General features: G+C 39.4%; 17 protein-coding genes and 1 riboswitch. Of the genes, 8 read left to right on the forward strand and 9 right to left on the reverse strand.

Annotated features, from left to right (window positions below; all coding sequences use genetic code 11):
• Positions 1-89: 89 nt before the first annotated feature.
• Positions 90-974: a protease HtpX gene (gene htpX / locus ABMA72_RS01435; RefSeq protein ID WP_392860658.1), complete on the forward strand. Its 885-nt coding sequence runs from the start codon at positions 90-92 to the stop codon at positions 972-974.
• A 2-nt stretch (positions 975-976) separates the two neighbouring features.
• Here htpX and ABMA72_RS01440 read toward each other — a convergent pair whose 3' ends face one another.
• Entirely contained in the window at positions 977-2,095 is a 1,119-nt protein-coding gene (locus ABMA72_RS01440; protein ID WP_393055608.1) for a succinylglutamate desuccinylase/aspartoacylase family protein, read from the reverse strand.
• Positions 2,096-2,249: 154 nt separating this feature from the next.
• On the opposite strand from ABMA72_RS01440, the gene ABMA72_RS01445 reads away from it, so the two are divergent.
• Positions 2,250-6,422 carry a hypothetical protein gene (locus tag ABMA72_RS01445; protein WP_393055611.1) on the forward strand — a complete coding sequence of 1,391 codons (4,173 nt, stop codon included), beginning with the start codon at positions 2,250-2,252 and terminating at the stop codon, positions 6,420-6,422.
• 8 nt (positions 6,423-6,430) lie between these two features.
• On the opposite strand, the gene ABMA72_RS01450 is transcribed toward ABMA72_RS01445, so the two are convergent.
• The 5 genes from ABMA72_RS01450 to lysC are packed head-to-tail and all read right to left on the reverse strand — an operon-like array spanning position 6,431 to position 11,371.
• Entirely contained in the window at positions 6,431-7,627 is a 1,197-nt protein-coding gene (locus ABMA72_RS01450; protein ID WP_393055614.1) for a PLP-dependent decarboxylase, read from the reverse strand.
• 12 nt (positions 7,628-7,639) lie between these two features.
• Positions 7,640-8,395 carry a 2,3,4,5-tetrahydropyridine-2,6-dicarboxylate N-succinyltransferase gene (locus tag ABMA72_RS01455; protein ID WP_392860664.1) on the reverse strand — a complete coding sequence of 252 codons (756 nt, stop codon included), beginning with the start codon at positions 8,393-8,395 and terminating at the stop codon, positions 7,640-7,642.
• Positions 8,396-8,397: 2 nt separating this feature from the next.
• On the reverse strand, positions 8,398-9,291 hold the full coding sequence (dapA, locus tag ABMA72_RS01460) for a 4-hydroxy-tetrahydrodipicolinate synthase (protein WP_393055617.1): 894 nt from the start codon (positions 9,289-9,291) through the stop codon (positions 8,398-8,400).
• Positions 9,292-9,320: 29 nt separating this feature from the next.
• Positions 9,321-10,001, reverse strand: coding sequence for a 4-hydroxy-tetrahydrodipicolinate reductase (locus ABMA72_RS01465; protein WP_393055620.1), 681 nt, complete (start codon positions 9,999-10,001; stop codon positions 9,321-9,323).
• Complete coding sequence (gene lysC, locus ABMA72_RS01470; RefSeq protein WP_393055622.1) at positions 10,001-11,371, reverse strand: lysine-sensitive aspartokinase 3; 1,371 nt, start codon at positions 11,369-11,371, stop codon at positions 10,001-10,003. The genes ABMA72_RS01465 and lysC overlap by 1 nt, the downstream gene beginning before the upstream one ends.
• 105 nt (positions 11,372-11,476) lie before the next feature.
• A riboswitch (Lysine riboswitch) is annotated at positions 11,477-11,689 on the reverse strand.
• A 91-nt stretch (positions 11,690-11,780) separates the two neighbouring features.
• On the opposite strand from lysC, the gene asd reads away from it, so the two are divergent.
• The 4 genes from asd to ABMA72_RS01490 all read left to right on the forward strand — a co-directional run bounded on the left by asd (position 11,781) and on the right by ABMA72_RS01490 (position 16,362).
• A complete protein-coding gene (gene asd / locus ABMA72_RS01475; protein WP_393055625.1) occupies positions 11,781-12,878 on the forward strand; it encodes an aspartate-semialdehyde dehydrogenase in 1,098 nt (365 codons plus the stop codon).
• A gap of 7 nt (positions 12,879-12,885) precedes the next feature.
• Entirely contained in the window at positions 12,886-13,629 is a 744-nt protein-coding gene (locus ABMA72_RS01480) for a phytanoyl-CoA dioxygenase family protein (RefSeq protein WP_393055627.1), read from the forward strand.
• 91 nt (positions 13,630-13,720) lie between these two features.
• Entirely contained in the window at positions 13,721-15,286 is a 1,566-nt protein-coding gene (locus tag ABMA72_RS01485; RefSeq protein ID WP_393055630.1) for a DUF1254 domain-containing protein, read from the forward strand.
• Positions 15,287-15,555: 269 nt separating this feature from the next.
• Positions 15,556-16,362 (forward strand): hypothetical protein, encoded by an 807-nt coding sequence (locus ABMA72_RS01490; RefSeq protein ID WP_393055633.1) that lies wholly within the window; start codon positions 15,556-15,558, stop codon positions 16,360-16,362.
• On the opposite strand, the gene ABMA72_RS01495 is transcribed toward ABMA72_RS01490, so the two are convergent.
• On the reverse strand, positions 16,363-17,733 hold the full coding sequence (locus ABMA72_RS01495; protein WP_392860677.1) for an alanine/glycine:cation symporter family protein: 1,371 nt from the start codon (positions 17,731-17,733) through the stop codon (positions 16,363-16,365).
• 140 nt (positions 17,734-17,873) lie between these two features.
• Between ABMA72_RS01495 and ABMA72_RS01500 the strand changes: the two genes are divergently transcribed.
• Both ABMA72_RS01500 and ABMA72_RS01505 read left to right on the forward strand, forming a co-directional pair.
• Positions 17,874-18,740 carry a trypsin-like serine peptidase gene (locus ABMA72_RS01500; RefSeq protein ID WP_393055636.1) on the forward strand — a complete coding sequence of 289 codons (867 nt, stop codon included), beginning with the start codon at positions 17,874-17,876 and terminating at the stop codon, positions 18,738-18,740.
• A gap of 59 nt (positions 18,741-18,799) precedes the next feature.
• Positions 18,800-22,207 (forward strand): hypothetical protein, encoded by a 3,408-nt coding sequence (locus tag ABMA72_RS01505; protein ID WP_393055639.1) that lies wholly within the window; start codon positions 18,800-18,802, stop codon positions 22,205-22,207.
• 10 nt (positions 22,208-22,217) lie between these two features.
• Here the strand turns inward: ABMA72_RS01505 and ABMA72_RS01510 are convergent, their stop codons facing one another.
• Together ABMA72_RS01510 and ABMA72_RS01515 are read right to left on the reverse strand one after the other, a co-directional pair.
• On the reverse strand, positions 22,218-23,048 hold the full coding sequence (locus tag ABMA72_RS01510) for a MipA/OmpV family protein (RefSeq protein ID WP_393055641.1): 831 nt from the start codon (positions 23,046-23,048) through the stop codon (positions 22,218-22,220).
• Positions 23,003-24,127 (reverse strand): DegT/DnrJ/EryC1/StrS family aminotransferase, encoded by a 1,125-nt coding sequence (locus ABMA72_RS01515; protein WP_393055644.1) that lies wholly within the window; start codon positions 24,125-24,127, stop codon positions 23,003-23,005. The genes ABMA72_RS01510 and ABMA72_RS01515 overlap by 46 nt, the downstream gene beginning before the upstream one ends.
• Between the last annotated feature and the right edge of the window lie 151 nt (positions 24,128-24,278).

The raw sequence follows: 24,278 nt of genomic DNA on the forward strand, positions 1-24,278 counted from the left end.
TTTTTGTAAACAATAATTCATCTTATTGACCAAATTTAGAATTAATCTCTATCATATTGGGAATATTATTTTTTAGGAGTTAATCTAAAATGCTAAGAATTGGTTTATTTTTACTTACAAATATCTTGGTTGTTGCAACGATCGGTATTGTGCTTAATCTACTTGGAATCCGTGGCTATATGACGGAAGCGGGAATGAATTACAATTCCCTTATCATCATCTGTGCTGTTTGGGGACTTGGTGGATCATTTATTTCTTTGGCCCTATCTAAATTTATGGCGAAAATGGCCTATCGTATGACAGAGATTTCTCCAAACGATCCAAATTATGGATGGGTTGCTCAATCGGTTCACCAATATGCTCGTGCTAGTGGAATCAAAAACCCTGATGTTTATATTTATAACTCAAATGAAGTCAATGCCTTTGCTACTGGCCCTAGCCGTAATAACTCGATGGTTGCCGTCTCAGCGGGACTACTTCATACGATGAGTCGTGATGAGGCCGAGGGTGTAATCGGTCACGAAGTTGCTCACATTGCTAATGGTGATATGGTAACGATGGCACTCGTTCAAGGTGTCGTTAACGCTTTTGTTATGATCCTATCTCGTATTGGAGCGATGGTTATCTCAAATGCGCTTCGTTCAGATGACGAGGAAGGACCAGGACTTGGGCCTTTTGCTCATATGGCACTTGTGTTTGTCTTAGATATTATTTTTGGCCTACTTGCAATGCCTATTACGATGTGGTTTTCACGCTTTCGTGAATATCGAGCAGACGCTGGAAGTGCGAAACTTGCAGGGCGTGACAAGATGATTGCGGCCCTTCAAAAATTACAACAAAGTACAAAAATGGTTGATAACTCAGATCCTAATCTTACTGCATTTAAGATCTCTAGTGGGCCATCTTTTGCTGAACTTTTTAGTTCTCACCCAAGCCTTGATAAGCGTATTCGTGCGCTTCAGTCAGGCCTATAAGATTACTTTGACGTAAATTGCGTAAAAGCTTCTAATACATTCATGCCCCTTTTCACATTTGAACTTGGGGCATGATTAATCACAATTCCATCACAAGGTGCTATGATAGGGGAGATCACTTGCTCTAGGCTTTCAAGTTTATCGAAATGATAAACACTCATGATCTTTTCACCTTTTTTAAATTTCTCTCCAGGGGCCTTGTGGTACTCAATAAAGCCTGCACTTGGAGAAAAGAATCCCTTATAGTTTTTCAATTCACAAAAATACTGTGTGTTCTTCTTTGTGTTGATCTCGTCTGCATCGATGACACCTCTTTTAACAAGGTAATTAAAGATATTGATGGCATCTGTTTGGCCGGCCTTTGAGTCGATGACTTCTTCACTTCCTAATTCAAGAGTGTAGGCCTCAAAAGAATTCTCACTCTTATGAACTTCATGAAACTTTACCCACGGATAGAAACTTGCTTCATCCATTGCACCACCAAACTCTGGTGGAATGACTAAGTGGAATGGAAAGTTTAGCTGTGCCATTTTCTCTTCTAAGAAATCTGGGCCATAGATATAGCGACAGCCAACACCAGCAGTATGAAGGTCTAAGACAATATCGGCATCACTTGCTAGCTCTTGCAGGGTTATAAAGAGATTCTTATTTTCATCAATACCATAGGCCTTGTGAAAGTTTCTATATTCAGTAATCTTTGCTTTTAATAGTTCTTTGTAAGCTTTTTTATCTTCACACGCCTTAATTTCTTCTTCACTAATTAGGCCTTGTCCTTCTTTTTGATCAAAGAAGTTTAGGTACATGCGATTCCAATTGTCTCCGGTAATAGGGTTAAAGCGCCCGTAAGTATAGGTTCCCATTTTGACTGAGGTTGCATAAGGGTTTGCATTTGGAATCATTCTAATTCTTGCGTTGATATGTTCATCTTCTAATAAGTTTAGAAGCTTAAAAATGGCCATATTTCCTTGCAGTTCTGCGCCGTGAACATTTGCTTGGATATAAATTGTCGGAGCATTCTCATCAATTTTATCAGGAACTAAGTCATAGATATTAAGCTGGTACTTGCCGTGATTTGTTTCATCGATATTGATAATTTTCTTTTCTAGGTTCCAATTAGACATGATCAACTCCACAGTGCCTCTTTTATAAGTCACTAAATATTCGAATTTTGACAGATAACCTCCTAATTATACATTAAAACCTGTAAGTTGTTTGAATTAATCAAAATTTAAATAATAATTAAGTAATTCTAGGTGGCCAGACGATAAGGTAGCGATGGTAAAAATAAGTCGACTTTTATATTCAGCTTTTCTTGTTCTAGCAGTAGTTCTATCGACAACTGTGAATGCGAAATCGAGTCAAAGAGTTTATACTCTTGATTTAGTTAAACCTGAGTATAAGAATCTTCTTACTCTACAGTACTATCATAATTCAATTGTCGACTTTCACGAAAATATTGAAAATGCTCGTAAGTATAAGAACCGCTATACTTTTCAATTCTTAATTGAAGAAGCCTATGCGGCCTCAAGTGACTGCTTTCTTGCTGGACATAAGTCAACTTTAGTTAGTGGAAAGTGTCAGATCCCAAGAAAGATCTCATGTGAAAAAAGTTTCTTTGGTAATCGAATCCTTAAAGTGAGATGTAATCCTTTACTATTTGGCCCTGGTCAAGATGGACGAGGTGCATGTGTGAATGCACGCCAAAAGGGAAGTAATAGCTCTAATTTTGGAACGAGTGCATGTAAGAACTCAGCAAGTGAATACACGACACCGCAAATTGTTAAGGATCTCTTATCAGATGATAAGAAGATGCAGGCCTTTGATAAATTAGCTTCTGAAGTAGAAGAGTTTTGTCGTCATAATGTTGCCGATGCAGCATGTATCGCACAAAAAGAAAGAATTGCTAAGATTAAGGATTCAGTAGCTAAGGCAAAGGAAAATCAAGAAGGTGTTGAAAAAGGTGTAAGTCTAGGGCTTTCAAAGGGGGTCGGAATTCTTTCACGTTGTGAAAAAGACTACCGTGCAGAAGCTGAAGATAATATGCTTGGAACATTCTTTATGAGTTCACGTAATATCGGTGACACTCTTGTTCAAGTAGCTTGTAGTAATGACCAAGTTGTTCAAAGTGTAAGTAGTTCTGAACTTGACACTCTTTCAAAGGATTTTGATCGTATTAAGAGACATTCATCAATTAAGTCTCTTTTAGATGATGGGCTAAAAATCGGTAGCGAGCTTTCAATGAAGAATTATATTCTTCATAAGCTAAAGTCTAACGGTGTGAGTGAGGCCAATCTTGATCGCGCAATCGATGACATTCTTAAGGAAACACAAGACTTTGGTCAAGAACCATTCTTAAGCATTCTTAATAGTGCAAAGGAAGAATTTAAGAAGGCAATTGCTGAAGGTAAGATTAAAAAGACAAATAAAGGAGAGTTAAGAACTAAGGTTAACGAACTCCTTGATGGCATTAATAATCAATGTGATAAAATTAGAAATAAATTTCCATGTGTGACATCTTCACAGGCCGGTAACTACTATATGGGTGAGATTCCATATTGCACGGTTGTAAGACGCTCTAAAGATTATAAAGATTTTATAGCAAGTGAACAGAATAGCTATATTTCTAATATGATGAATTTTTCGAATGAGAATCCTGATTTTAGAAAGTATTACGCAACAAATGAATTCCGTTCAAAATTTCATGCACCATCAAATGACTTTGCAAAAGACTGTGCGGAGAAAACTCCTTTATTTGGGACAAGTAAGCCAGCAAGTGCAATTTCGACAAGTGATTTTGAAGATCTTGAAAAGACAGTAAGTGAGAATATGCTTGAGGATTTAGAAGATCTAGAAGACAAGATTCCTTCTTCTTCAAAAGATATTGACGATATGGATGATGACCTAAAAGATCTTCTTAAATATAGGCCTTATCTTATTGCACAAGCTTTTAAAAATAATCGAGTTATTCCTGGGCTTCAGGATATGCAGGCATCATTCTTATGTGGCCAAATGCGCGATATATATTCAAACGATGAAACATGGAAGCTTGCAAATGTTACGATGGCCGGAGCAGGTATGGCCTTATCTGGTGCCCTTGTTATGACAGGAATCGGAAGCCCGGTGGGAATTGCACTTGCTTCAGCAAGTTCAGCATTAATTGTTGGTGAGGCCGCCGTAGGTGTAAGAGAAATTAATGATGCTAATAAGCAGCTTGATACAACTGATTCGAAGCACTCACTTGGACTTTCTTCAACTGAAGAAAGTATTGAGGCCATTGCAGCTGCCGAGTCTCAAAAACTTAGTGGTCAGATTGCCGTTGGTTTATCACTTGTTAGTGTTGCAACCGATAGTGTAGCTGTTGCAAGATATGGTGCTGAGGCCCTGAGCGCAACAAGAGCTGGCCGAAGTGCAGGTTCGACGACTGGTGCAGCTGTCGCTAAAACAGCTAAAGGTACACAGGTCGCGACAACAACGACAAATGCATCTCCTTCACCAATTGGAATCTTAAATACTAGAACATCGCTGAACGCACCAAAGCCTCAATCTGTTATAGCACTACCTCCACCTAAGGTTCTTGGACTTCCGGCACCAACGACGACGAGTAAGGCCGTTGCTGTTGTTGATGATCAGTCACAAGTTCCAGCGATGCTAAGAAGACTGGAAAACCAATCTGGTGGTAAATTAACTAATGCAAGATTCTTATCTGATAAGGTTATTCCAGAGGTGAGAAGCTATATTAATGGATTTGATGAAGCCGCTAACCCAAATGTTGTTTTCTATACGCGTTTAGGAAAGCGTATGGAAACATTAAAAGAAGGAAAACTACTTGAGGATGGAAGTGGCCTAATTATCAATAAAGGTTCTGATAATTATCAGGCCATCATTGATTCAGGACTAGGAACAGTAACTGATAAAGGTGTTGTCCTTAAGTTTGGTATTGATATTGATAATATTAAAATTCTTTCTGATGCTAAGACTGCTCAAGGCCAGGCCATGAGAGCAGAGAGACACTTTGTTTTTAAAGAAACTCAGCTTCCGCAAATGAATGGAGCTGTTCGTAGTCTTGATGATGTTAAGGATAGAATCTATGATTTTTCTGGTTTAAGTGACCTTCAAAAGGCCACGACTTACCAAAATATTGAAAGTAAGATTACTCGCGGAGAGCGCTTAAGTGATATGGACTTACTTGCATTGGCCTATCGTAAGGATGTTGCTAAAGGTGGTGAGCAAAGAGCACAGGGGATTCTTGATCTTGTTACCTCAAGAGATCCTTCTATCGTTGATAAATTAATTAGTGGCTCAAGTGCTGCCTCAACTGCTCGTCGTGAAGTCCTAAGACAGGCCGTAAGTTCAGGTAAGCCTACGACACCGCAAATTGCATCAACTAATTCAAATGCTCTTATTACGAGACCAGCGCGTGCACCGCATGGGACACCACAAGGTGCAATTGCTGGTGAGAAGGCCGTTGGACTACCTGCTCCTACTCAAGCTAATCTTCCTGTTCCATCAAATCCAGGAAGTCTTATAAAGGCAACAGGACAACGTATTGTTGATAAAGCCAGACAACTGGCCCATACAATTGCCAGAACTGATGATAAGGTAGAGCTTATTAAGGCCGCTAATAAGAAAGCAAGTGATGCAAAGACAGCTAGTGATACTAAGACAGCTGTTAATGATGGAATTACAATTGAAGGTGAGTATACTAATATTACAAATCAGGTAAATGCTCCTAAGTTAAGTGGACCTCGTCTTACTTCGAATGAGACTGGATCGACAACACCTGCCATCTTAAGAAATCCTGGTGCTACACAAGCTGTGGTTCACACATCAAATGCCTCAGCTGCCATAACTGAAGTGGTTAATACTGTTGTGGATGAAATTGGAACTGAAGAAGTTGTCGTCCATGATCCTGATGTTGTTGAGCCTCTACCGACAGTAAATCCTGATCCTGGAAATACTGATGTGCCGGGTGATGAAACAGAAGCTGATCTGGCCATTGACTTCAATGGTTCAAAACCGGCCATTACTGTCACTTTCGTAAAAGAAAAGGTAAAGGCCTGTAAGATTAAAAAGACATACTTTGAAGAAGATGAAGATGGAAACCGTAAAGAAAAGGTAAGCACTCTTAACTCATCTCTTGAAAGTGCAAAAGAGTATGAGCTATCTTCATATGATTATGATTACATTGTCTCTGTTGAGTGTAAGGTTGCTGATGGTGAATTTAAATTAGTTGAGACTGGTAGCTTTTCAGACTCTGGAATTAGTATTTCTGGATTAAGTGACGGTAAGGCCGAGTACGTTGTAGGTAAGTGTGATGGTGATAATTGTGCTTCAGAAGACTCAACAGGTCCTGGCCGTGGAGTTCCAAGACTTACTCCTGCGCAACTAAGACAAATGTCACCGCCAAATATTCAGCTAGAGAATATTCCAATTCTAAACACACTCTAAGAGTGGAATTACTCCACCCAATCAGCACTTGTTTTAATCGTTCGAGGAATCATAACGTCTCCTTTGTATGAGACGACTTCAGCTGGCAGGTTATGACATAAGAAAAATGGCATACTTTCTGTAAAGCCATAAGCGCCACATTGAGTGAAGACTAACCAGTCTCCATAATCACAATCTTTAGGAAGTTCAAAAATACCTAGCTTATCTAGCGATGTGCATAAAGGCCCATGAACATGAAATTCTCTCATCTGTGTTGATTTCTTTTCTTGGTTTAAAACACGACAAGGAAAGGCCTGATCAGTAAGTGCTGGACGAGCAATATGATTGATACCGCCGTCAAGAACAAGGATTTCTTGTCCTCGAACATTCTTACGATCAATAACTTGACTTAAGTAGAGCCCGCATTCTCCAACTGCAAAACGTCCTAGCTCCATCCAAATCTTCTTTAAACCATGCTTGGCCTTTAAGCGCATAAGGGCCGCATTGATGTCTTTAAAGTCGATTCTTTCATCTTGATTTTGGTAGGGAATACCAAGGCCTCCGCCAAGGTCAATGACTTCTGGTGTGATATTCATCGTCTCTGCTAGCGTATTAATGCGCTCACAGGTCTTATCCCAGACTTCTTCAAGTCTTTTAGGATCAAGAATATTTCCCCACTGAAATACATGAAAGCCGATGGCCTCAATATTTTCATACTCTGAAAGATTAATCGTCGACCATGTGGCCTCATCTAGGCCAAAGGCCGTAACTTCATCGCCACCAAGGACAGACTTTTCTTGTGAATCCCACTCTAGTTGTACCCTTAAAAGTGCACGTGCCTTAATCCCAAGCTCTTTGGCCTGTTCGTTTAACCACTTTAGTTGATAGATACTTTCCACAACCACACAATTAATTTCATGCTCTAGTAACGTACGAATATAGCCACGTGACTTACTTGGGCCAGTTGAAATGATGTCACATGACTTCACACCACTGGCCACAACTTGGGTAAGCTCTCCCTTGGAAGCAACGTCGACGCCGATTCCAAGGTTTCTAATAAGTTTTAAAATCGAAGACAAAGGGTTTGCCTTACAAGCATAGTAAAGCTTAATGCTTTCATCCTTATTATTTGTGATATAGCGAAGATGCTCTTCTAGGGCATCTAAATCATAAAAGTAAAATGATGAATCCAATCTCTTTGTTAACTTCGTTAAAACTTTTTCCATTAAAATTTTGCCTTATCTTAAAAATGCTTCTAGCTCAAGTGAGGCATCTGATTTTTCATCACGGTACTTTACAATCATGGCACAATTCATTGATAGTCCCATATCCCTTGCCCATGAAAGCTTCTCATTAACAGGACGAGTTCCTGGAACAACGATAGCACCTTCTGGAATAGGCTCTCCCGGTTCTAATCTTCTTTCATTAACACAGTCATATACTGGAACGCCTTTAGAAAGAATTACTCCTGGAGCAATAACAGCGCGTTTAAGAACTTGGATTCCTTCAACGATAACGGCACCAGCACCAATAAAAGCGTCATCTTCAATGATTACTGGAGCAAGTCCAATAGGTTCTAAAACACCACCAATTTGTACACCGGCACTTAGGTGAACATTCTTACCAATCTGTGCACATGAGCCCACAAGTGCGTGAGAGTCGACCATTGTCCCTTCATCAACGTATGCACCAATATTGATATAAGCAGGAGGCATAATAATCACACCACTTGAAACATAGGCACCACGACGAACACTTGATCCACCTGGAACCATGCGAACACCGCGATCTTCGCTAAATTTTTGAGCAGGGATATTGTGTTTGTCGACAAATCCTGGCCAACCAAATTCTGATTGCTCAACATTTTTTCCGGCCTTAAAAACCTCAAGGATCATTTGTTTTACTTCAGTGTTAGCAACCCATTTGCCATCAACTTTAGATGCTGATCTTAAAGTTCCACTTTCAAGTCCTGCTAAAATTTCGTCTACAGTCATTATTACTTTCTCCAACTTTGAATATTTTTATTTGCGTTTAAAACATTAGTTTCTAATTTCATATCTTTGATTGAAAGTGGTGGGCGAAGACTTGCGTCTTTGATTTGTCCATTTTCTTTCATTAACCATTTAGCAGGTACTGGATTTGAAGCAACAAACATAGCGTTGCTTGATTCGACCCACATTTTAGTTTCTTCTTCACTTAGTTCGCCGCCTAAGCAAGCAACCGTGTATGCATGTGTTTGGGCAGGCCATGGATTTGAAGCGACAGAAACGAGTCCTTTGGCCCCTAGAGGTGCAAATTCAGGTAACATTCCATCATCACCACTATAAACTCGCCCTAGCTCACCAGCTGCTTCAATATACTTTGCAAATTTCTCTGGGCTTCCACTCGCTTCTTTAATGGCCCAAAATTGCTTGTGTTTATTTAGGCGTTTAACGGCCGCAAATGATAATTCAATCCCTGCGCGAGAAGGAACATTGTAGAGCATTACTGGTTTATTTGAGACGTCCATGAGGGTTTTAAACCACTCATACTGGCCTTCTGCTCCAGGTTTAGCATAAAGAGGAGTCACCATAAGATAGGCGTCAATACTTAGTCCATCTAAGTACGAAACCCACTCACATGTTTCAGTAAGATTGATACCACCAACACCGCACATTAATGGCACCTTAAGATCAAGATCAATAACGAAGTTTAAGATATTCTTTCTTTCTTCAAGGTTTAGGTTTAAGGCCTCTCCAGTTGATCCAAGAATTAGGATCCCATTTCCTGCAGCTTCTTGTTCCCTTAAAATCGACTCTAACGAGTCAAGATCAATTGTAAGATCTGAGTTTAGGGGAGTGATGACCGCTGTCCACAGAGGTGTTGAATTAATATAGTCATGATTTGCCATTAAAATAGCTCCTTAATTTCGTTTTCTTTTTAACTTTTTCTAATTACTTGTAGTGCAATGTCACTAAAGTCGTGTAGTCCTGGACTAAGATTTTTTACGCGCTCACAGGCCCAAAGAGCTCCTGCTGCAAAAATTTTACGATCCTTAGCTTCGTGTTTAATTGTAATATATTCATTTGGAGTATCAATCTTTAATTCGTGAATTCCAATAATATCTCCAGTTCTTTCACTGGTAATAGTTGAGTCTTTTTCTAACCATTCTTGCCATGAAAGGGCAGTACCACTAGGAGCATCTAATTTCTTTGTATGATGAACTTCATGGATTTCATACTTGAGATCACTAGCAGGAAAGAGAGCTTGTGCCTTGGCCGCAATACGAATCATCTCTTTTGCTAAATTCATGCCTAGGCTAAAGTTTGTGGCCTTAATCCAAGGAGCTTTTATCTTGCTAACTAACTCAGTAGTCCATGCAAAACCAGTAGAACCAGTTACTACGCAGATTCCTGACTCGCTTAATAATTTGAAATAGTGCTCTAAAAATACATCACCATTCAAAAAAGAGAGGACCATATCAAATCTATTAAGATCTTCATTCTTTAAAGGATTTTTTGAGTCAAAAACTTCTAATTCAATATGCGAATATTCTGGTGATTTACATAGTTCAATAACTTTTGAGCCAGTTTTTCCTTTTCCTAAAAGTGCAATTTTCATTAAATGAATTCCTTGTGTAATCTTTGAATTGTTTCGTCAGCATCATTCTTACCTACTAAGAAACAAAAATTATGCTTACTGGCACCTAAGCAAATCATACGAACATTAATTCCATCAATTGCGTTAAAAATTCGTGCTGCAATATTTGGTGTGTGATTGATTTCATTTCCAATAAGACTTACTAATGTTAAGTCCTTTTCTACTTTTACGCTACAAAGCTGGGATAAACGATCAATAATCTTCTTATTTAATAAAGCACTATCATCTAAAGTAAGTGCAACTGAAATTTCTGAAGTTGTGATTGAATCAATACTGACTTTAAATTCGTTAAAGATCTTAAAAATTTCAAATAAGAAGCCATGTGCTTGAAGCATTTTTGGCGTTGATAATGTGACCAGGCTTTGCTCACGCCTTAAGGCCATGGCACGAATTAACGGCGCAGACTGAGTCTGAGCTTTAATCCATGTACCTGGTTCATTAGGTTCATAGCTCGATCCAACAAAGACCTTAATCCCAGCACGTAAGGCCGGAGTTAAGGTCGTTGGATGAAGTATTTTTGCACCAAAAGTTGCCAGCTCGGCCGCTTCAGAAAATGTTATTTCGTTTAAAAGTTTTGCTTCTTTAACAATTCGTGGATCTGTTGTTGCAATACCTGCAACATCTGTCCAAATTTGAAGAGTGTCAGCACCCATGGCCTCTGCAACGAGGGCCGCTGAATAATCGGAACCACCACGTCCTAAAGTTGTTGTTAGACCTTCACTAGTTGCGCCAATGAATCCCTGTGAAACATAGACAATATCGCCATATTTTGCGTTTACCAATAACTGGTCTGCACGGGCCCTTGTCGCCTCAATATCAGGAGAGGCCTTTGTAAAGCTATCATCCGTTACAAGGACTTGGCGAATATCAAATAATTCAACTTTCTTATTTGAAGCTGACTGTTCATTAATACGAGCGAGAACTTCGCTGAAGACAAGGGAAGAAAGTCGCTCACCAAGACTAACAAGTGAGTCATAAGCGCGATCTGAACATTCTCTTAAAAGAAGCATTCCCTTGGCGATCATATTCACTTCTGAAAGAAGTTGGGTAACGTCATCTCTTAGGCTCTCTGAAGCTTGCATTTCTTGGAGGATTTCACGATGCTTATTTTCAATTTCGTGAATCAACTCATTAACTCGGGCCTCGTCACCAGCAGGTGCTTTCTTGGAGATCTCCACAAGCAGGTTCGTAACACCGTAGACGGCCGAAACGACGACCATATTGGCGCCTTTATTGACACTAATCTGTGCACTACGAGTCATGGCCTCTAGATTTGCCATGGATGATCCACCAAATTTCGCAACAATAACTTCATTTGTTTGAGTTGACATAAGTCTCCAAAGTAAAAACGTTTAAAGTTTTAAAATTAAGATAATTGTATGTAGGAGAATAAAGAAATGCAAAAAACATCTAGCTAAAAGAAATAAGCTAACATTTGCATTTGAAGCTCTCCACATAACTAAATCCTAATTTCGTTAATTAAAATTTACTATATGACAGTCCTAAGGCTTCTCCCTTAGTGACCAATAAGACGAGCTGCACACTCAGGCCTTATTTCGGCAATATCCCCATTGTGTTGACTGATAACGGACTAAAATAGTTGTGCACCCTTATCAACACGCTCTGAACACTGCGCCTCTTCAATTGAAATTAATTGTAGTGGATAGACACATTGATGTCTATACATTTATAATTTTGGCCATAATTAAATAAAAAAGGCCGTAGCCTGTGGAGATACATATGAAAAAAGTAGGAATTATTGGTTGGCGTGGAATGGTAGGTTCAGTTCTTTTAGAACGAATGGAGAGCGAGGGAGACTTTGCCAAGATTGATCCTTATTTCTTTTCAACTTCTCAAGCAGGACAAGCTGGGCCACTTCTTTACAATGCGACCCACACTCTTAAGGATGCAAATAATATCTCTGAGCTTGCAGATATGGATATTATCATCTCTTGCCAAGGTGGTGATTATACAAAGCAAGTACGCCCAGAGCTAGAAAAGGTAAATTGGCCAGGCTTTTGGATTGATGCCGCTTCGGCAAAGAGAATGGATGATGACTCTCTAATCATTCTTGATCCAGTAAACCGCGATATAATTGATAAGGCCCTTAACGATGGAATTAAAAACTTCGTAGGCGGAAACTGTACCGTTAGTTTAATGCTTATGGGAATTGGAAGTCTCTTCCAGGAAGGCCTTGTTGAATGGATGAGTACAATGTCTTATCAAGCAGCTTCAGGTGGTGGCGCTCGCCATATGAAAGAGCTTCTAACTCAAATGGAAGTCATTGGAAATATGGCCAAGCCTCTAATGGATGGGCCAATTCTACAACTCGATCAAAATATCTCAAATCTTTTAAAAAGTAATGAGCTTGATAGTGATTGCTTTGGTGTGCCTCTAGCACTTAACTTAATCCCTTGGATTGACAGTGCTGTCGAAGATGGCCAGACACGCGAAGAATGGAAAGCATTTAGTGAAACAAATAAGATTCTTGGACGATCAGAGAATCCAATTCCTATTGATGGAACATGTGTAAGAGTTGGTGCATTGAGATCTCATTCTCAAGCTCTAACAGTTAAGCTTAATAAGTCTGTTGATCTAAAAACAATTGAGGATATGATAAAGAACTTCTCAGAGTATACTGAGTTTGTTGAAAACACACCTGAGGCCACTCGTGAAAAGCTTAATCCACGCTATGTTTCAGGAACGCTTAAAACGACGGTTGGCCGAGTTCGTAAGATGCACATGGGAGATGAGTACCTAAATATCTTTACAAGTGGTGACCAACTTCTTTGGGGAGCAGCAGAGCCATTAAGAAGAATGCTTAATATCGTGCTATAATAGATTTATGGAATTAGATTATAATAAATTAGTTAAAGATTTTTATGAAAATGGCTTTTGCATTGTCGAAGGCCTTTTTGATTACACTGAGATAAAACGCATCAAGCGCTCTTTTGATAACCTATACGAGGCATCGCAAACGATTGATGAAACGCAGATGCTAAAGCTAGCACAATTCGTTTTTGATAAGAGTGCTCTAAACCGTATCGTTTGGTGTGGTGGTTATGATGAACATCTTCTTGATATTGGTGCTGACAAGAAAATCTTAAGTGTTGTGAGTAAGATTTTAGAATCAAACGAAATGGTTCAGCTTATTAATCAGGCACACTTTAAGTTACCGGGACAAATTGTCGAATTCAAGTGGCATCAAGATAGTGAACATCGTCGTTATGGTACGGAGATGTGGGAAGATGTCGATGGGCGTGGAAGCTACGTTCAAACTGTTATGGCCATTGATGATATGAATTCTCTCAATGGGCCTCTTAAGTTCATCCCAAAATCACATCTTCAAGGTCATCTTAATTACAAAGAAAACCCAAGTATTATTGATGAACTTCTTGAAAAACTTCCAGCTATTGATCTTAAACTTAAGGCCGGAGATGTTGCCTTCTTTGGGCCATATACATTTCACTCATCATCACTTAATAAAACAGATTCACCTCGAAGAGTTTTAATTAATGGTTATGCACAACCAGGTGCCAATAAGAGAGAGTATCCTGGAGCTGGTTATGGAAGGCGTCTTACACTTTAAGTTTTTAACTTTAATTCACGATTATTAAGTTCATCGCTATCTTCCTTGCGCTATATTGTGACTAAGCACACAATAAAACGAGGAAATAGCGATGAGCAAATCAAGTTATCAAAAGTATCTTTTTCCTGCCTTAGGGGTAGTCCTTGCTATCTCTTGGATATCGACTGTTACTTATCTTGTACAAACAAATACTCCTGAAAGTTATCGAACGCATCTTTCTCAAGCGGCCATTGATAAAATCTACTACGGAAAGGAACGTGGTGGTGGCGAGAGATCAATTGCTTCTGTTCCGGTTAAAGATGACCCACTTTTAAAAGAGGCCTATTCACTTGGTTTAAATGCTTATCTTTGGGGTTCAACACTTGTGAGAATGGAAAATATCGCGCGCACTTATACAGACGTCACTCAGAAGCAGTCAGAGACAAGTTACCGTGCTCCATTAAACGAATTCGGCCACTCGAGACGCTTGCCTGGGCCAAATGATACAGATATGCCAACGGCCAATCAAGACACACTTTATTCAAGTGCTGTCCTAGACTTAAATCAGTCGCCAATGGTTCTTTCTGTTCCAGCAATCAAGGACCGCTACTATGTGATTGATGTCTTCGATATGTGGCATAACTTAATAAAGTATGTAGGGACGAGAACAACCGGGACGAATGCACAGAAGTACTTAATTGTAGCGCCAAATACCAGTGAGATGTACAAGAACAACAAAGGCCTTTCAGGGCTCACAATCATTGAGTCACCAACATCTAAAGTTTGGCTTTGGGGACGCACACAGATTTTGAAGTCAGATGATATGGATAAGGAACTTGCAGAGGTTCATAAGATTCAAGATAATTATAAGCTTACTGAACTAGATGAATACTTGGGAAATAAAAAGCGAGTGCGTATTTATCCGCTGGAAAAGCGTATTGGAAGTGATAGTGATCCGCTAAGATTCTTTCAAGAGCTTGGAGAGTATCTAAAGGTAAATCCTGTTAGTGATAAAGAGAAGGCCCTATTTGGACAATTTAAAAAGATTGGTCTTACTAAGGACGGTTTTAAGAAAGAGATGCTGTCACAGGCCGTTCAAGATGTCCTAGTGCAAGTGTTAAATGATGGCCCTCAAGTCGCGGCCGCACAAATCAGAAATCCTGCTAATACGAAATTTGCCAATGGTTGGAGCTATGTCTTTGGTCTCGATAACTTTGGGGATGATTATGCGCTACGCTCGATGGTTTCCCATCCATACCTAGGTGGACAAGGTGAGAAAGAGGCCTTATATCCGCTGGCAGAGGTCGACATAAAGGGTAATAAACTTACTGGTTCTAAAATGTATCGAATTCGCTTTAAGAGTGAGCCTAAGGTTGGAGCATTCTGGTCTGTCACAGTATATGATAGCGTTAGCAAAATGCTCATTAAGAATGATCTCGAACGTTACTCATTAAATAATAGCAGTAATCTAACTAAGAAATCTGATGGGTCGTTTGACTTATATCTTTCAAATCGTATGCCTATGGATGAAAAGCAGAAGGCCAATTGGCTGGCAACTCCAAAAGGGAATTTCTATGTCATTATGAGATTATATATTCCATCAAAAGAGATTCTCGATTTAAAATGGAAGGTTCCAGGAATAGAGCCTGTTGAGCCAAAAGTGATCTCAATGAAATAGGTGGTGTTATGGTTTATAAGAATTTTTTTAAGATCAGAAATACTATCCTATCAGTCGTGGCCATCATCTTATGGGTGGCCATGATTACTTATATGATTATAGAGCGCGATAAGCTCGATCGCGAACCTGCGTCGGCATCAGAAAAACAACAAGAGAAACGAAAGCCCAAGCCTCATAGCCTCTATCGTAACTAGTGACTCATTTTTTTACACCTATGTAGAAATGTTAGAATCTTCAAGAAGAACGCTAGGTTTTGTTATATTTGGCCTATGCGTTTCTTATTACTACTTATTCTATTCTCAATTTTCAGTGTGAATTATTCCTATGCTCAGGAGTATGGCCTGCTTGATTTTGATAATGGAGTGTTGTCAAAGAGAAACGTTGATAATTACCTAAGGCCATTTCAAACAGATGGTTGCTCATCAATTTCACCTCAGGGAACATTTAATGCTCCTAAACTGTGGCAACACTGCTGTGTCGAGCATGATGTTAGTTACTGGATGGGTGGAACTCTAATGGAAAAAATAAAGGCCGACGAAGAGCTCAAGCAATGTGTTTCAGATGTATTCTCGAGTATTTTTGGTAAGGCCATGCAGGTTGCAGTCTATATTGGTGGTAATCCATCATTTCACACAGGCTATGCTTGGGGCTATGGCTGGAACCATATTAGAGGCTATCACGATCTTTCAACACAGGATAAGTATGAAATTTCTAAGAAGATGCCTGAGGACCCACAAGGGCAAGAGATCGTTGAACTAGGTTTTGATAAAGAAAGAATTCCACTTAAGAATGATAATCTTTGCTTAGAAGAGGTGAATGATTTTCTTGAAAAGCGTATCAAGAAAAAAATTAATATCAATGTCATTGAAGAAATCGATACATTCTTTTCCACTGGCTTCTTTATCGAAGCAGATAATTGTAAGGGAACAATCAGGGCCATTATGCGAAGAACTGTTAGTCATAATGACTGCCGTGATATTCCATTTGAAAACAAGTGGAGTCGAACAATTCGAAGTATTGAGGCCACTGGAGAGTGTGCTGAGATATATGGCGAACAACACACTCTAAGAAGATAATTAAGCTTTCTTTCCAATATACTTGGCAAAATAATCATCCATCTTATGCTTAACCTTTGGTGCCAACCAAATTGTGGCAATCATATTTGGAATGGCCATAAGGGCAAAGCCAATATCCATCGCATTGACCATATCATCTGGAGCAGAGATTGCTCCTAGAAGTACTGTTGAAGCATAAAAGATTGCGAAGGTTAATCTTGCACCTAAGAGAGGCACTCCACCAAAGAGGAAATCCCAACACTTCTCACAATAATTTGAGCATCCGATAATAGTCGAAAGGGCAAAGAGGATAATTGATAAACCTAGTAAGTGAGATCCCATGACACCAAAATTCTTCACAAAGGCCATTTGAGTGATAAGAACGCCATTTGATTCTTGCAATTCTTGTGGAGTAAGTGAGCTTAAGATTACGATTGAAGTCATCGTACAAACGATAATGGTATCAATAAATGGGCCAATCATTGCCACGAGTCCTTCGGCCACTGGCTCGCTTGTTTTAGCATTTCCGTGGGCCAAAGGTGCTGAACCTACACCGGCCTCATTTGAGTAAGTTGCTCTTTTAATACCTGTCTTAAAGATGTGTACAACGGCCAGTCCTGAAACTCCTCCTGCGGCAGCTCGTCCATTGATGGCCTCATTAAATATGAGATAGAATACATCCATAACACTTGAAAGATTCATGAAAATAATGGCAACAGCACAACCAACATAGAGCAAGCACATCGCGGGAACAATTTTAGAAGTCGCCCCTCCAATTCTTCGAACACCACCCATAAGGATGTAGATGATCAAGAGTGCAGCTGCAATCCCAGTTATATAAGTTGGGATACTGTAATTGCTTTCAATGAAGGTTGCCATTTGATTGGTGTTAAAAATACCAAGGGTACCAATTAGGCCGGCCAGGGCAAAGAAGTAGGCCAAAAAGTGCATATACTTTGGAAGGGCCTCTATAATCGTATACATCGGTCCACCTTGGATTTCACCGTGGTGGTCATTTTTTCGATACATAACTGATAGGGTACACTCAAAGAATTTCGTATTCATCCCAATAAGTGCACCAACCCACATCCAAAAGATCGCTCCAGGTCCACCTTGAGAAATGGCCACAGCAACACCTGCAACATTTCCCATACCTACCGTAGAGGCCAGGGCATTTGTCAGGGCCTTAAAGTGTGAAATCTGTCCTTTACTCTCATCATCATGAGCGTGGTGATACTTTCCTGCAATAAGCTTTAGCGCATGCATGAAGCCGGCAAGCATTTTAAAGCGAGAGATGGCCACAAGATATAAACCACCACCAACAAGCAACATCACTAATGGTAGGCCCCAGAGGATATCTACAGTTTGCGCAAGAAATACAGAAATATCCATATCATTCCCTATGATAATTGAGTAATAAAACTTATTTAAAATTTTTCCACAAAATGACATAAATGGCCAATTACTTTACGGCCCATTACGAGTTTACAAAATTAACCATAATTAAGGCAAAGGAATCTATATTGAGCGATATGAGATTAATCCTAAGCTTATGCTTTTTAACCATATTCTTATCTTGTCATAATCAAGATCGCGATCTTGTTACCATAACGTCAAATAAGATGATTTACGGTAAAGATAATCGCCGTGAAGTAAGTAAGAGTATAGTCTCAGATGCCACAGCGGCCATAATTCATAAAGATAACTTGGGACGCTTTGAGAGCATTCAAGAGCGCTCAAACTTATGTGCCTATGAAAGATTTGCCAAACAAAACTCAATTGGAGAATGTAGCTCCTTTCTAATTTCTAAAGATAAGATGATGACCGCTGGCCACTGTGTTTTTCTAAACGAAGGTGATCAGTATAATTTTTGCGAAAACTTTGTTTTCGTTTTTGACTACACAAATGGAAACTCGAATTACAAGAAGGTTTATGAGTGTGAAAAGGTAACTCATATTCTCTTTGATGTGGAAGAAGAAGCGGATGTCGCTATTATTAAATTAAAAGAGGCCGTAGAGGATGTGAATCCCTTAAAGCTTTCAAATCATTTCCAAGAAGGGGAAAAGCTTTTAACTGCTGGCAGTCCTCTTGGTGCTCCTTTAAAATTAGTCGATCAAGGGCAAGTTGAATACGATAACGGCCAAACCTTAGAGTATAATCTCGATGTCTTTGGTGGAAACTCAGGCTCTGCCATTTATAGTGTTGAGCAAAATGCTGTTATTGGAGTTCACACATTCGGTTCAGGCTGGTCTCTTACAAGAGATAATGAAAATAATTGTATACGCTATAATCGCTGCTCACAAGACTCACAGGACCCTCAATGCATGAGTAAGGGCGGCTTTGCTGGTGGTATGCCAATACGTGAAGTTCCAGCTTATTTTCTCAATGACCTAAATTAATAAAGTTGGCACTCTAGTTGCATCATATACCCCTAAGAAATCATTGAGAGAGGTATAAGGTGTTTAAATCTAAATTTCTACTAGCAATTCTTTTGACAGTGACTATTTTTTCGACACAAGTGCTGGCCAGGCCAATGCACAGTGGACCGATCAATTCCCGCGCCGATGAAGAATGGGGAAATGAAGAAGCACTGGTTTCACTTAAGTGGCCTCTTAAGTTTCTGCGCTATGATTTACAAGATCTGCTTGTTGGTGATGGAAAAGGAAGCTTTAAAGAAATTACGAAGATCGATCTCGATCCAATTAATCGCACATTTCACCTTGATGCCACTGTGATTATTCCAGACTCAATGCTCTTATCAATGGAAGACAAGGCCGGTGATAAGCTCTTAAATGAACATTCAATCTCACTCGTTCTAGGATTTCCTCCATATGTACGTGGCCAATATGTTGAGCTCAGTATTGAAAAATTTGTCTTAGATGATGTTGATTATACAAATGGTATGCATATTGTAACAAATGTGACGGCGGCACTTTTAAGAAACCGAAGCCTGCTTAATTACTTTATGGCCGACGATAAGGCCCCAACAGATTATTCTGATGAAGATCTTTCTAAAGTCATTAAAGATTTATTTGATAACGAAGAAATCGTTTTAAAAGATAACCGAGTACGTCTGCGTTTTAACTTTATGAAACTCTCCGGCCTGACTCGTTACCGCGACCTTGAGAATCTTCAGGTTTGGTATATTGGGCCAAAGAAATTAAAAGGAACAAAGCAAGGGGCATCTTTCTTAATTGAAGGTGGAATTGGTAACCCTTCGCTAAGTTATATTAAAGGCGTTAAGGCAGAAGGAAAAGTTGCTGCTGATGAGCTTAAAAAACTTCGTGAACAAGAATATAAGACATATGGTTTTAATGCAGAGACAGAGCTTAGACTCTCCAAAATGCATTCAAGATTTTTAGAGGCAACAGGAATCTATAATTGGAATGATCGCGAAAGAATGATCATTAATGAGATACTAAAAACATCTATTGCAAAGGCGAGAAAAGCACTAAGCCTTAAGGATCTCTATTTTATTGATGAGCCACAGCTTGCTAATATTAAATTCTTTGAGCAAGCTGATGAGTTTCTAAGGGTTTCTATTGCGGATCTAAAGCTTAGACACGTTGTGGATATGGAAACTCGAAATGGAGGACGCAAAGGCCCAGAGATGCCATTTGTGAACTCTCGTATCTCACAAAATGCTGTCTCACAATTTACTAATTTCTTCCGCGACTTCAAACTGATTGATAAAGAGCCACTATTTAAAGAATTAGATGTCGTTCTTGCTCCTCATTTACCTGGAGTAATCTTAAGAGGACGTGTGAATCTTGAACTTAATTCATTATTTGAAATGGGACTTGAAGGTGAAGGAATTGACTTTAATAATCCAGATATTCGCCTAGATAGCAAAACTTATGGAGACTCTGTTCCATTTGAGATTTCTCTTTATACGTATATGAGAGATAAAGGTGTTCTAGAGCTTGATATTAAGGATGCAACTCTTGGTAGCGGTCAAGGGCGTATCCATCTAACGCCTAAGACAGACAAGGGATACTTTCTTGAAGAATTTACGAAGCTTGCAACAGCAAATATCCTAAAGACTTACCTGATTAGTGATCCACTTGCGACGAAAGAAGACGAAGTGGTTGTTGATGAGGCCGAAGTAAAAAGAAAGCTTATTGAAAAGTTAGAAAGCTTCAAAGAAAACTTTCAGCGTACTCAGACAGTAAAGACTGAAGAACAAATCATTGCTGTTAAAAAGCTTGATCTTCAAAGTCCATTTAATTCGATTCCTGAAGAGATGACTGAAGAGAATCTTGTGGAGTTCTTTAATAATATTTTAGGAATCGATCGTCGCACAGGAAGACTTCAGATTAACTTAGACCCAACAATTCTAAGTGAAAAGATTCTCTATGCTCAAAATAATGTTCAAGTTTGGAATATTGAGCCGATCTTCGATAAATTAATGGATAAGACCTATATTGATCTGGCCATTGGACACGGTGTGAGAACAAAGGATTTCTTATCTCATATCTATAGTCGTCCAGAAAAGAAAGATAGCCTAAACTTTGTGGGAACGACAGGTGACCTAAATAACGAAGGCCCTACTGATTATTCATTTAAGATCAATCTTAGAGAATTTGAATCAATGGTTAACTCAATTCTTACGGCCTCTATTGCGCCACAAGTGAAGGATGCAAAGGCACAACTTTCTGCCCTTGAAGAAGGAAGCGTAAATATCCTTGAGGATCTAACGGTAAGATCACAGGGAGATAATCAGCTATACTTATCAATCGCCCTTAATCAAGTTGAAAAGAAGAAGCGCTGGTTTGGTGCAAGAGTCTTTAATAATATCTTTGGCAACGAAGACAAGAATTATGTTATTGAAAATAACCGCTCATCAATTAGTGCCAGAATCAAGCTTCATGCTGTGGCCTTAAAGGATTATAAGAAGGATCTTCTTGAAAAGAATGAAGATGAGATCTTTTTAGGTAATACACTCCTTAAGATTGAGCTTGAATCAATTGGTCGCACGGCCAAGAATGCTGGACTATTTGGATCAATTTTAAATGCCATGATAGGGGATGTGAATCTAAAGAATGGTATCGTAGGCTCAAATCTTAAAAAGCTTGTTCTAAAGATTGCAGGCCCAATGCTAAACCCTACAGATGAAAGAAATGGAAATGCAACTCTTGCAGGTTTCGCTCTTAATAATTATCTAAAAGTCTTTACGACGAAAAAAGATATCTTACTACAACTAAATCCACGCCTTGCAGGCCCTGTATGGGATCTTCTTCTTGTGCAAGATCAAGACTTTAGAGGACGCAAGATTGGTATTGGGATCGATTACCCAAGTGAGACAATAAACTTTGATTTTAAGATGGTCTTTAATCCATCAACAGTTGATAAGCATGAGCTTTACCTGATCATGAAAGAGGCCAATGAGATCTCTCAATCTGTGAAAGATGGAAAGCTTAAGACGCCAGCTGATTTCTTAATGGCATATGATCGTCTCTTTTATAATAGTGACATCACAAAGCTTTCACTAAAGCATCGTCTTATGAAGGTTATTAATAGCTACAATGCACTTTCAGTCTTAAATGACGAGGACACTCATGCAGATAATTACTCAACAACAGGTGCCGAGCTTATGCAAATTGCAACTGCTGCAAAGGTCTTAAGAGACGCCTTAACGAGAATAAGTGATCTTAAGCACCCAAGTAGCGTTAGCTCTTATGCAGATAATGCACACAGGGTTTTAGCTGAACTTGATGAGCGTTTTATTGGGCCATACTACCGCTTATATAATAAACGTTATAAGAAGAATAACCTTAAGATTATTAATGGTGATATCACAGACTGGACGCTTTATATCCTACCTGATGCACTCTTTGCACAGAAGGCCTTCGAGTTTCTTGACTAGATTTAAGTATCTAGCGAGTAGACTCTCCAAGAATATAATTTAGACCGAGAAAAATACTTTCACGATAGCCTCTTTTCGTTAAGGGGCTATCTTCTACTGCAGAAGAATACTTCGTGTACGAATAGAAGCTATTAAGCACGTATTTCTTGCCAATAGGGTAATTTACAATAAGCCTAGCACTTAGCTGATGAGAGGCCTCTGGAGTATATTCAGGGCGATCTGCGCGTGCTTCAGCACTCGAGACACCAAAATAGTAACGGCTCCAATTATCACTGTACTGAGAGTATGTGATACCTGGAATAAGGACAATCTTTTCACCTTTCCAAGGCTCAATTGGAAATGCCTTAGAGACTGATACGTAGTACTTGCTGGCCTCTGAGCGCCCACTGATATCGTGAGTATAGCTAAATCTTGTCATAAACCACTTAGATGGCAGAATGAATGTTAGACCTAGATCAAGAGAACGATCACGCTCTTTTAGCCCATCGTTATATGTTCCGGCCTCGGCCTCGACTTTGTTGAAGTCTGGAGTTAGGGTTAGGCTTGTCAGGGGAAATAAACGAAAGCTTGCCGCGATTCCGCGAAATGAAAATCTCTTATAATTGTAATTGATTGAAGGAACGACAGGAATGTCGAATTTATCTCCAACTTTATAGAGTGAAGAAGAGAAACTTGTTCCAAGACCTACTTGATTAGTAGGTGCTGGCCTCTTACTTCTTTGCCTTTCTAATTCGTTGATCCTTTCGGTTCTCCCATTAGAAAAAGCAGGGGCCGCAATAACGGCCCCTAGTATGATTATTTTGAAAAATAATTTTTTACAACTTGGCAAACGTACTCGCATTCTTCTTCCGTGATATAGGCGAAACATGGCAGGTTTAAAACTGCTTTACTAATATAATCGGCATTACCGTGATCAATTGATCCAACACTGTGTGCAGGAGCACCTTCTTGCTTGCTCATGGCACCTGGATAAATTGTCCCAAATCCTACATTTGCTTCTTTAAGAGCAGCTGTAAGTCCATCTCTAAGTACAGGCTCGATAAGGGCAACACTACAGTAACCGTTTTCACCTACGTGAGAAGGAACTGATTGCATCTTAAGAGGCAGGCCCTGAAGATTTTCTTGGTAGTACTTAACTGCCTTACGACGAGAGTCAAGTCTAGCATCGATATGCTCAAGCGATAGGTTTAGAAATAATGCTTCATAAGCACCAATTCTTGAGTTCCAACCAATTAGGCCGTGGCTATAGTGACTTGTACGCCCATGATTAATTAGCGTGCGACAAGTATTGATAAGAGTTTCATCGTTTGAAAAGATTGCTCCAGCATCTCCAGAGGCCCCAAGAACCTTTGCAGGGTAGAAGCTTGTCGTTGAGATCTTAGCAGTTCCTAGAATCGATTCTCCATTGATTGTCGTCCCATAGCACTGAGCACCGTCTTCAATTAGCATAACGCCATTTTCTTCAGCAATTTGTCTGATTTCCATCGTATCTGGACATGCCCAACCGTATAGGTGAACAAGAATAGCGGCCTTTGGCTTAAATTTCTCAACTGCTTCCTTGAAAGTTTCCTTATCCCAGTGAAGAGTTTCGCGACTAACGTCTACTGTTGCAGGGTTTGCACCTACGTTTACAACGGCCTCAAAAGTCGCCCAAAACGTCATATCAGGAACAAGAACAACATCGTTCTTTTCAACGCCACTTGCTCTTAGAGCAATTTGGATCGCATCTGTTCCATTGGCACAACCAACTGAATACTTAGCTCCAGTCTTAGCTGCTAGCTTCTCTTCAAGCTTATTAACTTGAGGTCCACCGATAAATTGTGTGTTATCAAATAAAGTTTCAACGCCTGAAAGGAATTCTTCACGAAACCCGTCTTCAAAGCGATTTAAAGTAATAAATGGTACGCCGTTTACTGACATATTTCCTCGCATTTTTAAGTAATTAGACACATTATAGGGGAAAGAATATGACTTAGGAATAGCGAATATTGTTAAATTTGAGTCAATATAAGGGTCAAAATAGGGGATTTTAGGCACTATTTAAGATCAACAAAATCTGTACACCACTATA

The organism is Halobacteriovorax sp. CON-3, from assembly GCF_043196995.1.
Classification (GTDB): Bacteria; Bdellovibrionota; Bacteriovoracia; order Bacteriovoracales; family Bacteriovoracaceae; genus Halobacteriovorax_A.

Coding starts and splice junctions, on each gene's coding strand:
- ABMA72_RS01455 (WP_392860664.1), bottom strand. CDS start 8,395: ATGACTGTAGACGAAATTTTAGCAGGACTTGAAAGTGGAACTTTAAGA.
- ABMA72_RS01480 (WP_393055627.1), top strand. CDS start 12,886: ATGGAATTAGATTATAATAAATTAGTTAAAGATTTTTATGAAAATGGC.
- ABMA72_RS01445 (WP_393055611.1), top strand. CDS start 2,250: ATGGTAAAAATAAGTCGACTTTTATATTCAGCTTTTCTTGTTCTAGCA.
- ABMA72_RS01515 (WP_393055644.1), bottom strand. CDS start 24,127: ATGTCAGTAAACGGCGTACCATTTATTACTTTAAATCGCTTTGAAGAC.
- ABMA72_RS01490 (WP_393055633.1), top strand. CDS start 15,556: ATGCGTTTCTTATTACTACTTATTCTATTCTCAATTTTCAGTGTGAAT.
- ABMA72_RS01440 (WP_393055608.1), bottom strand. CDS start 2,095: ATGTCTAATTGGAACCTAGAAAAGAAAATTATCAATATCGATGAAACA.
- ABMA72_RS01485 (WP_393055630.1), top strand. CDS start 13,721: ATGAGCAAATCAAGTTATCAAAAGTATCTTTTTCCTGCCTTAGGGGTA.
- ABMA72_RS01495 (WP_392860677.1), bottom strand. CDS start 17,733: ATGGATATTTCTGTATTTCTTGCGCAAACTGTAGATATCCTCTGGGGC.
- htpX (WP_392860658.1), top strand. CDS start 90: ATGCTAAGAATTGGTTTATTTTTACTTACAAATATCTTGGTTGTTGCA.
- lysC (WP_393055622.1), bottom strand. CDS start 11,371: ATGTCAACTCAAACAAATGAAGTTATTGTTGCGAAATTTGGTGGATCA.
- ABMA72_RS01500 (WP_393055636.1), top strand. CDS start 17,874: ATGAGATTAATCCTAAGCTTATGCTTTTTAACCATATTCTTATCTTGT.
- ABMA72_RS01465 (WP_393055620.1), bottom strand. CDS start 10,001: ATGAAAATTGCACTTTTAGGAAAAGGAAAAACTGGCTCAAAAGTTATT.
- asd (WP_393055625.1), top strand. CDS start 11,781: ATGAAAAAAGTAGGAATTATTGGTTGGCGTGGAATGGTAGGTTCAGTT.
- ABMA72_RS01510 (WP_393055641.1), bottom strand. CDS start 23,048: ATGCGAGTACGTTTGCCAAGTTGTAAAAAATTATTTTTCAAAATAATC.
- ABMA72_RS01450 (WP_393055614.1), bottom strand. CDS start 7,627: ATGGAAAAAGTTTTAACGAAGTTAACAAAGAGATTGGATTCATCATTT.
- dapA (WP_393055617.1), bottom strand. CDS start 9,291: ATGGCAAATCATGACTATATTAATTCAACACCTCTGTGGACAGCGGTC.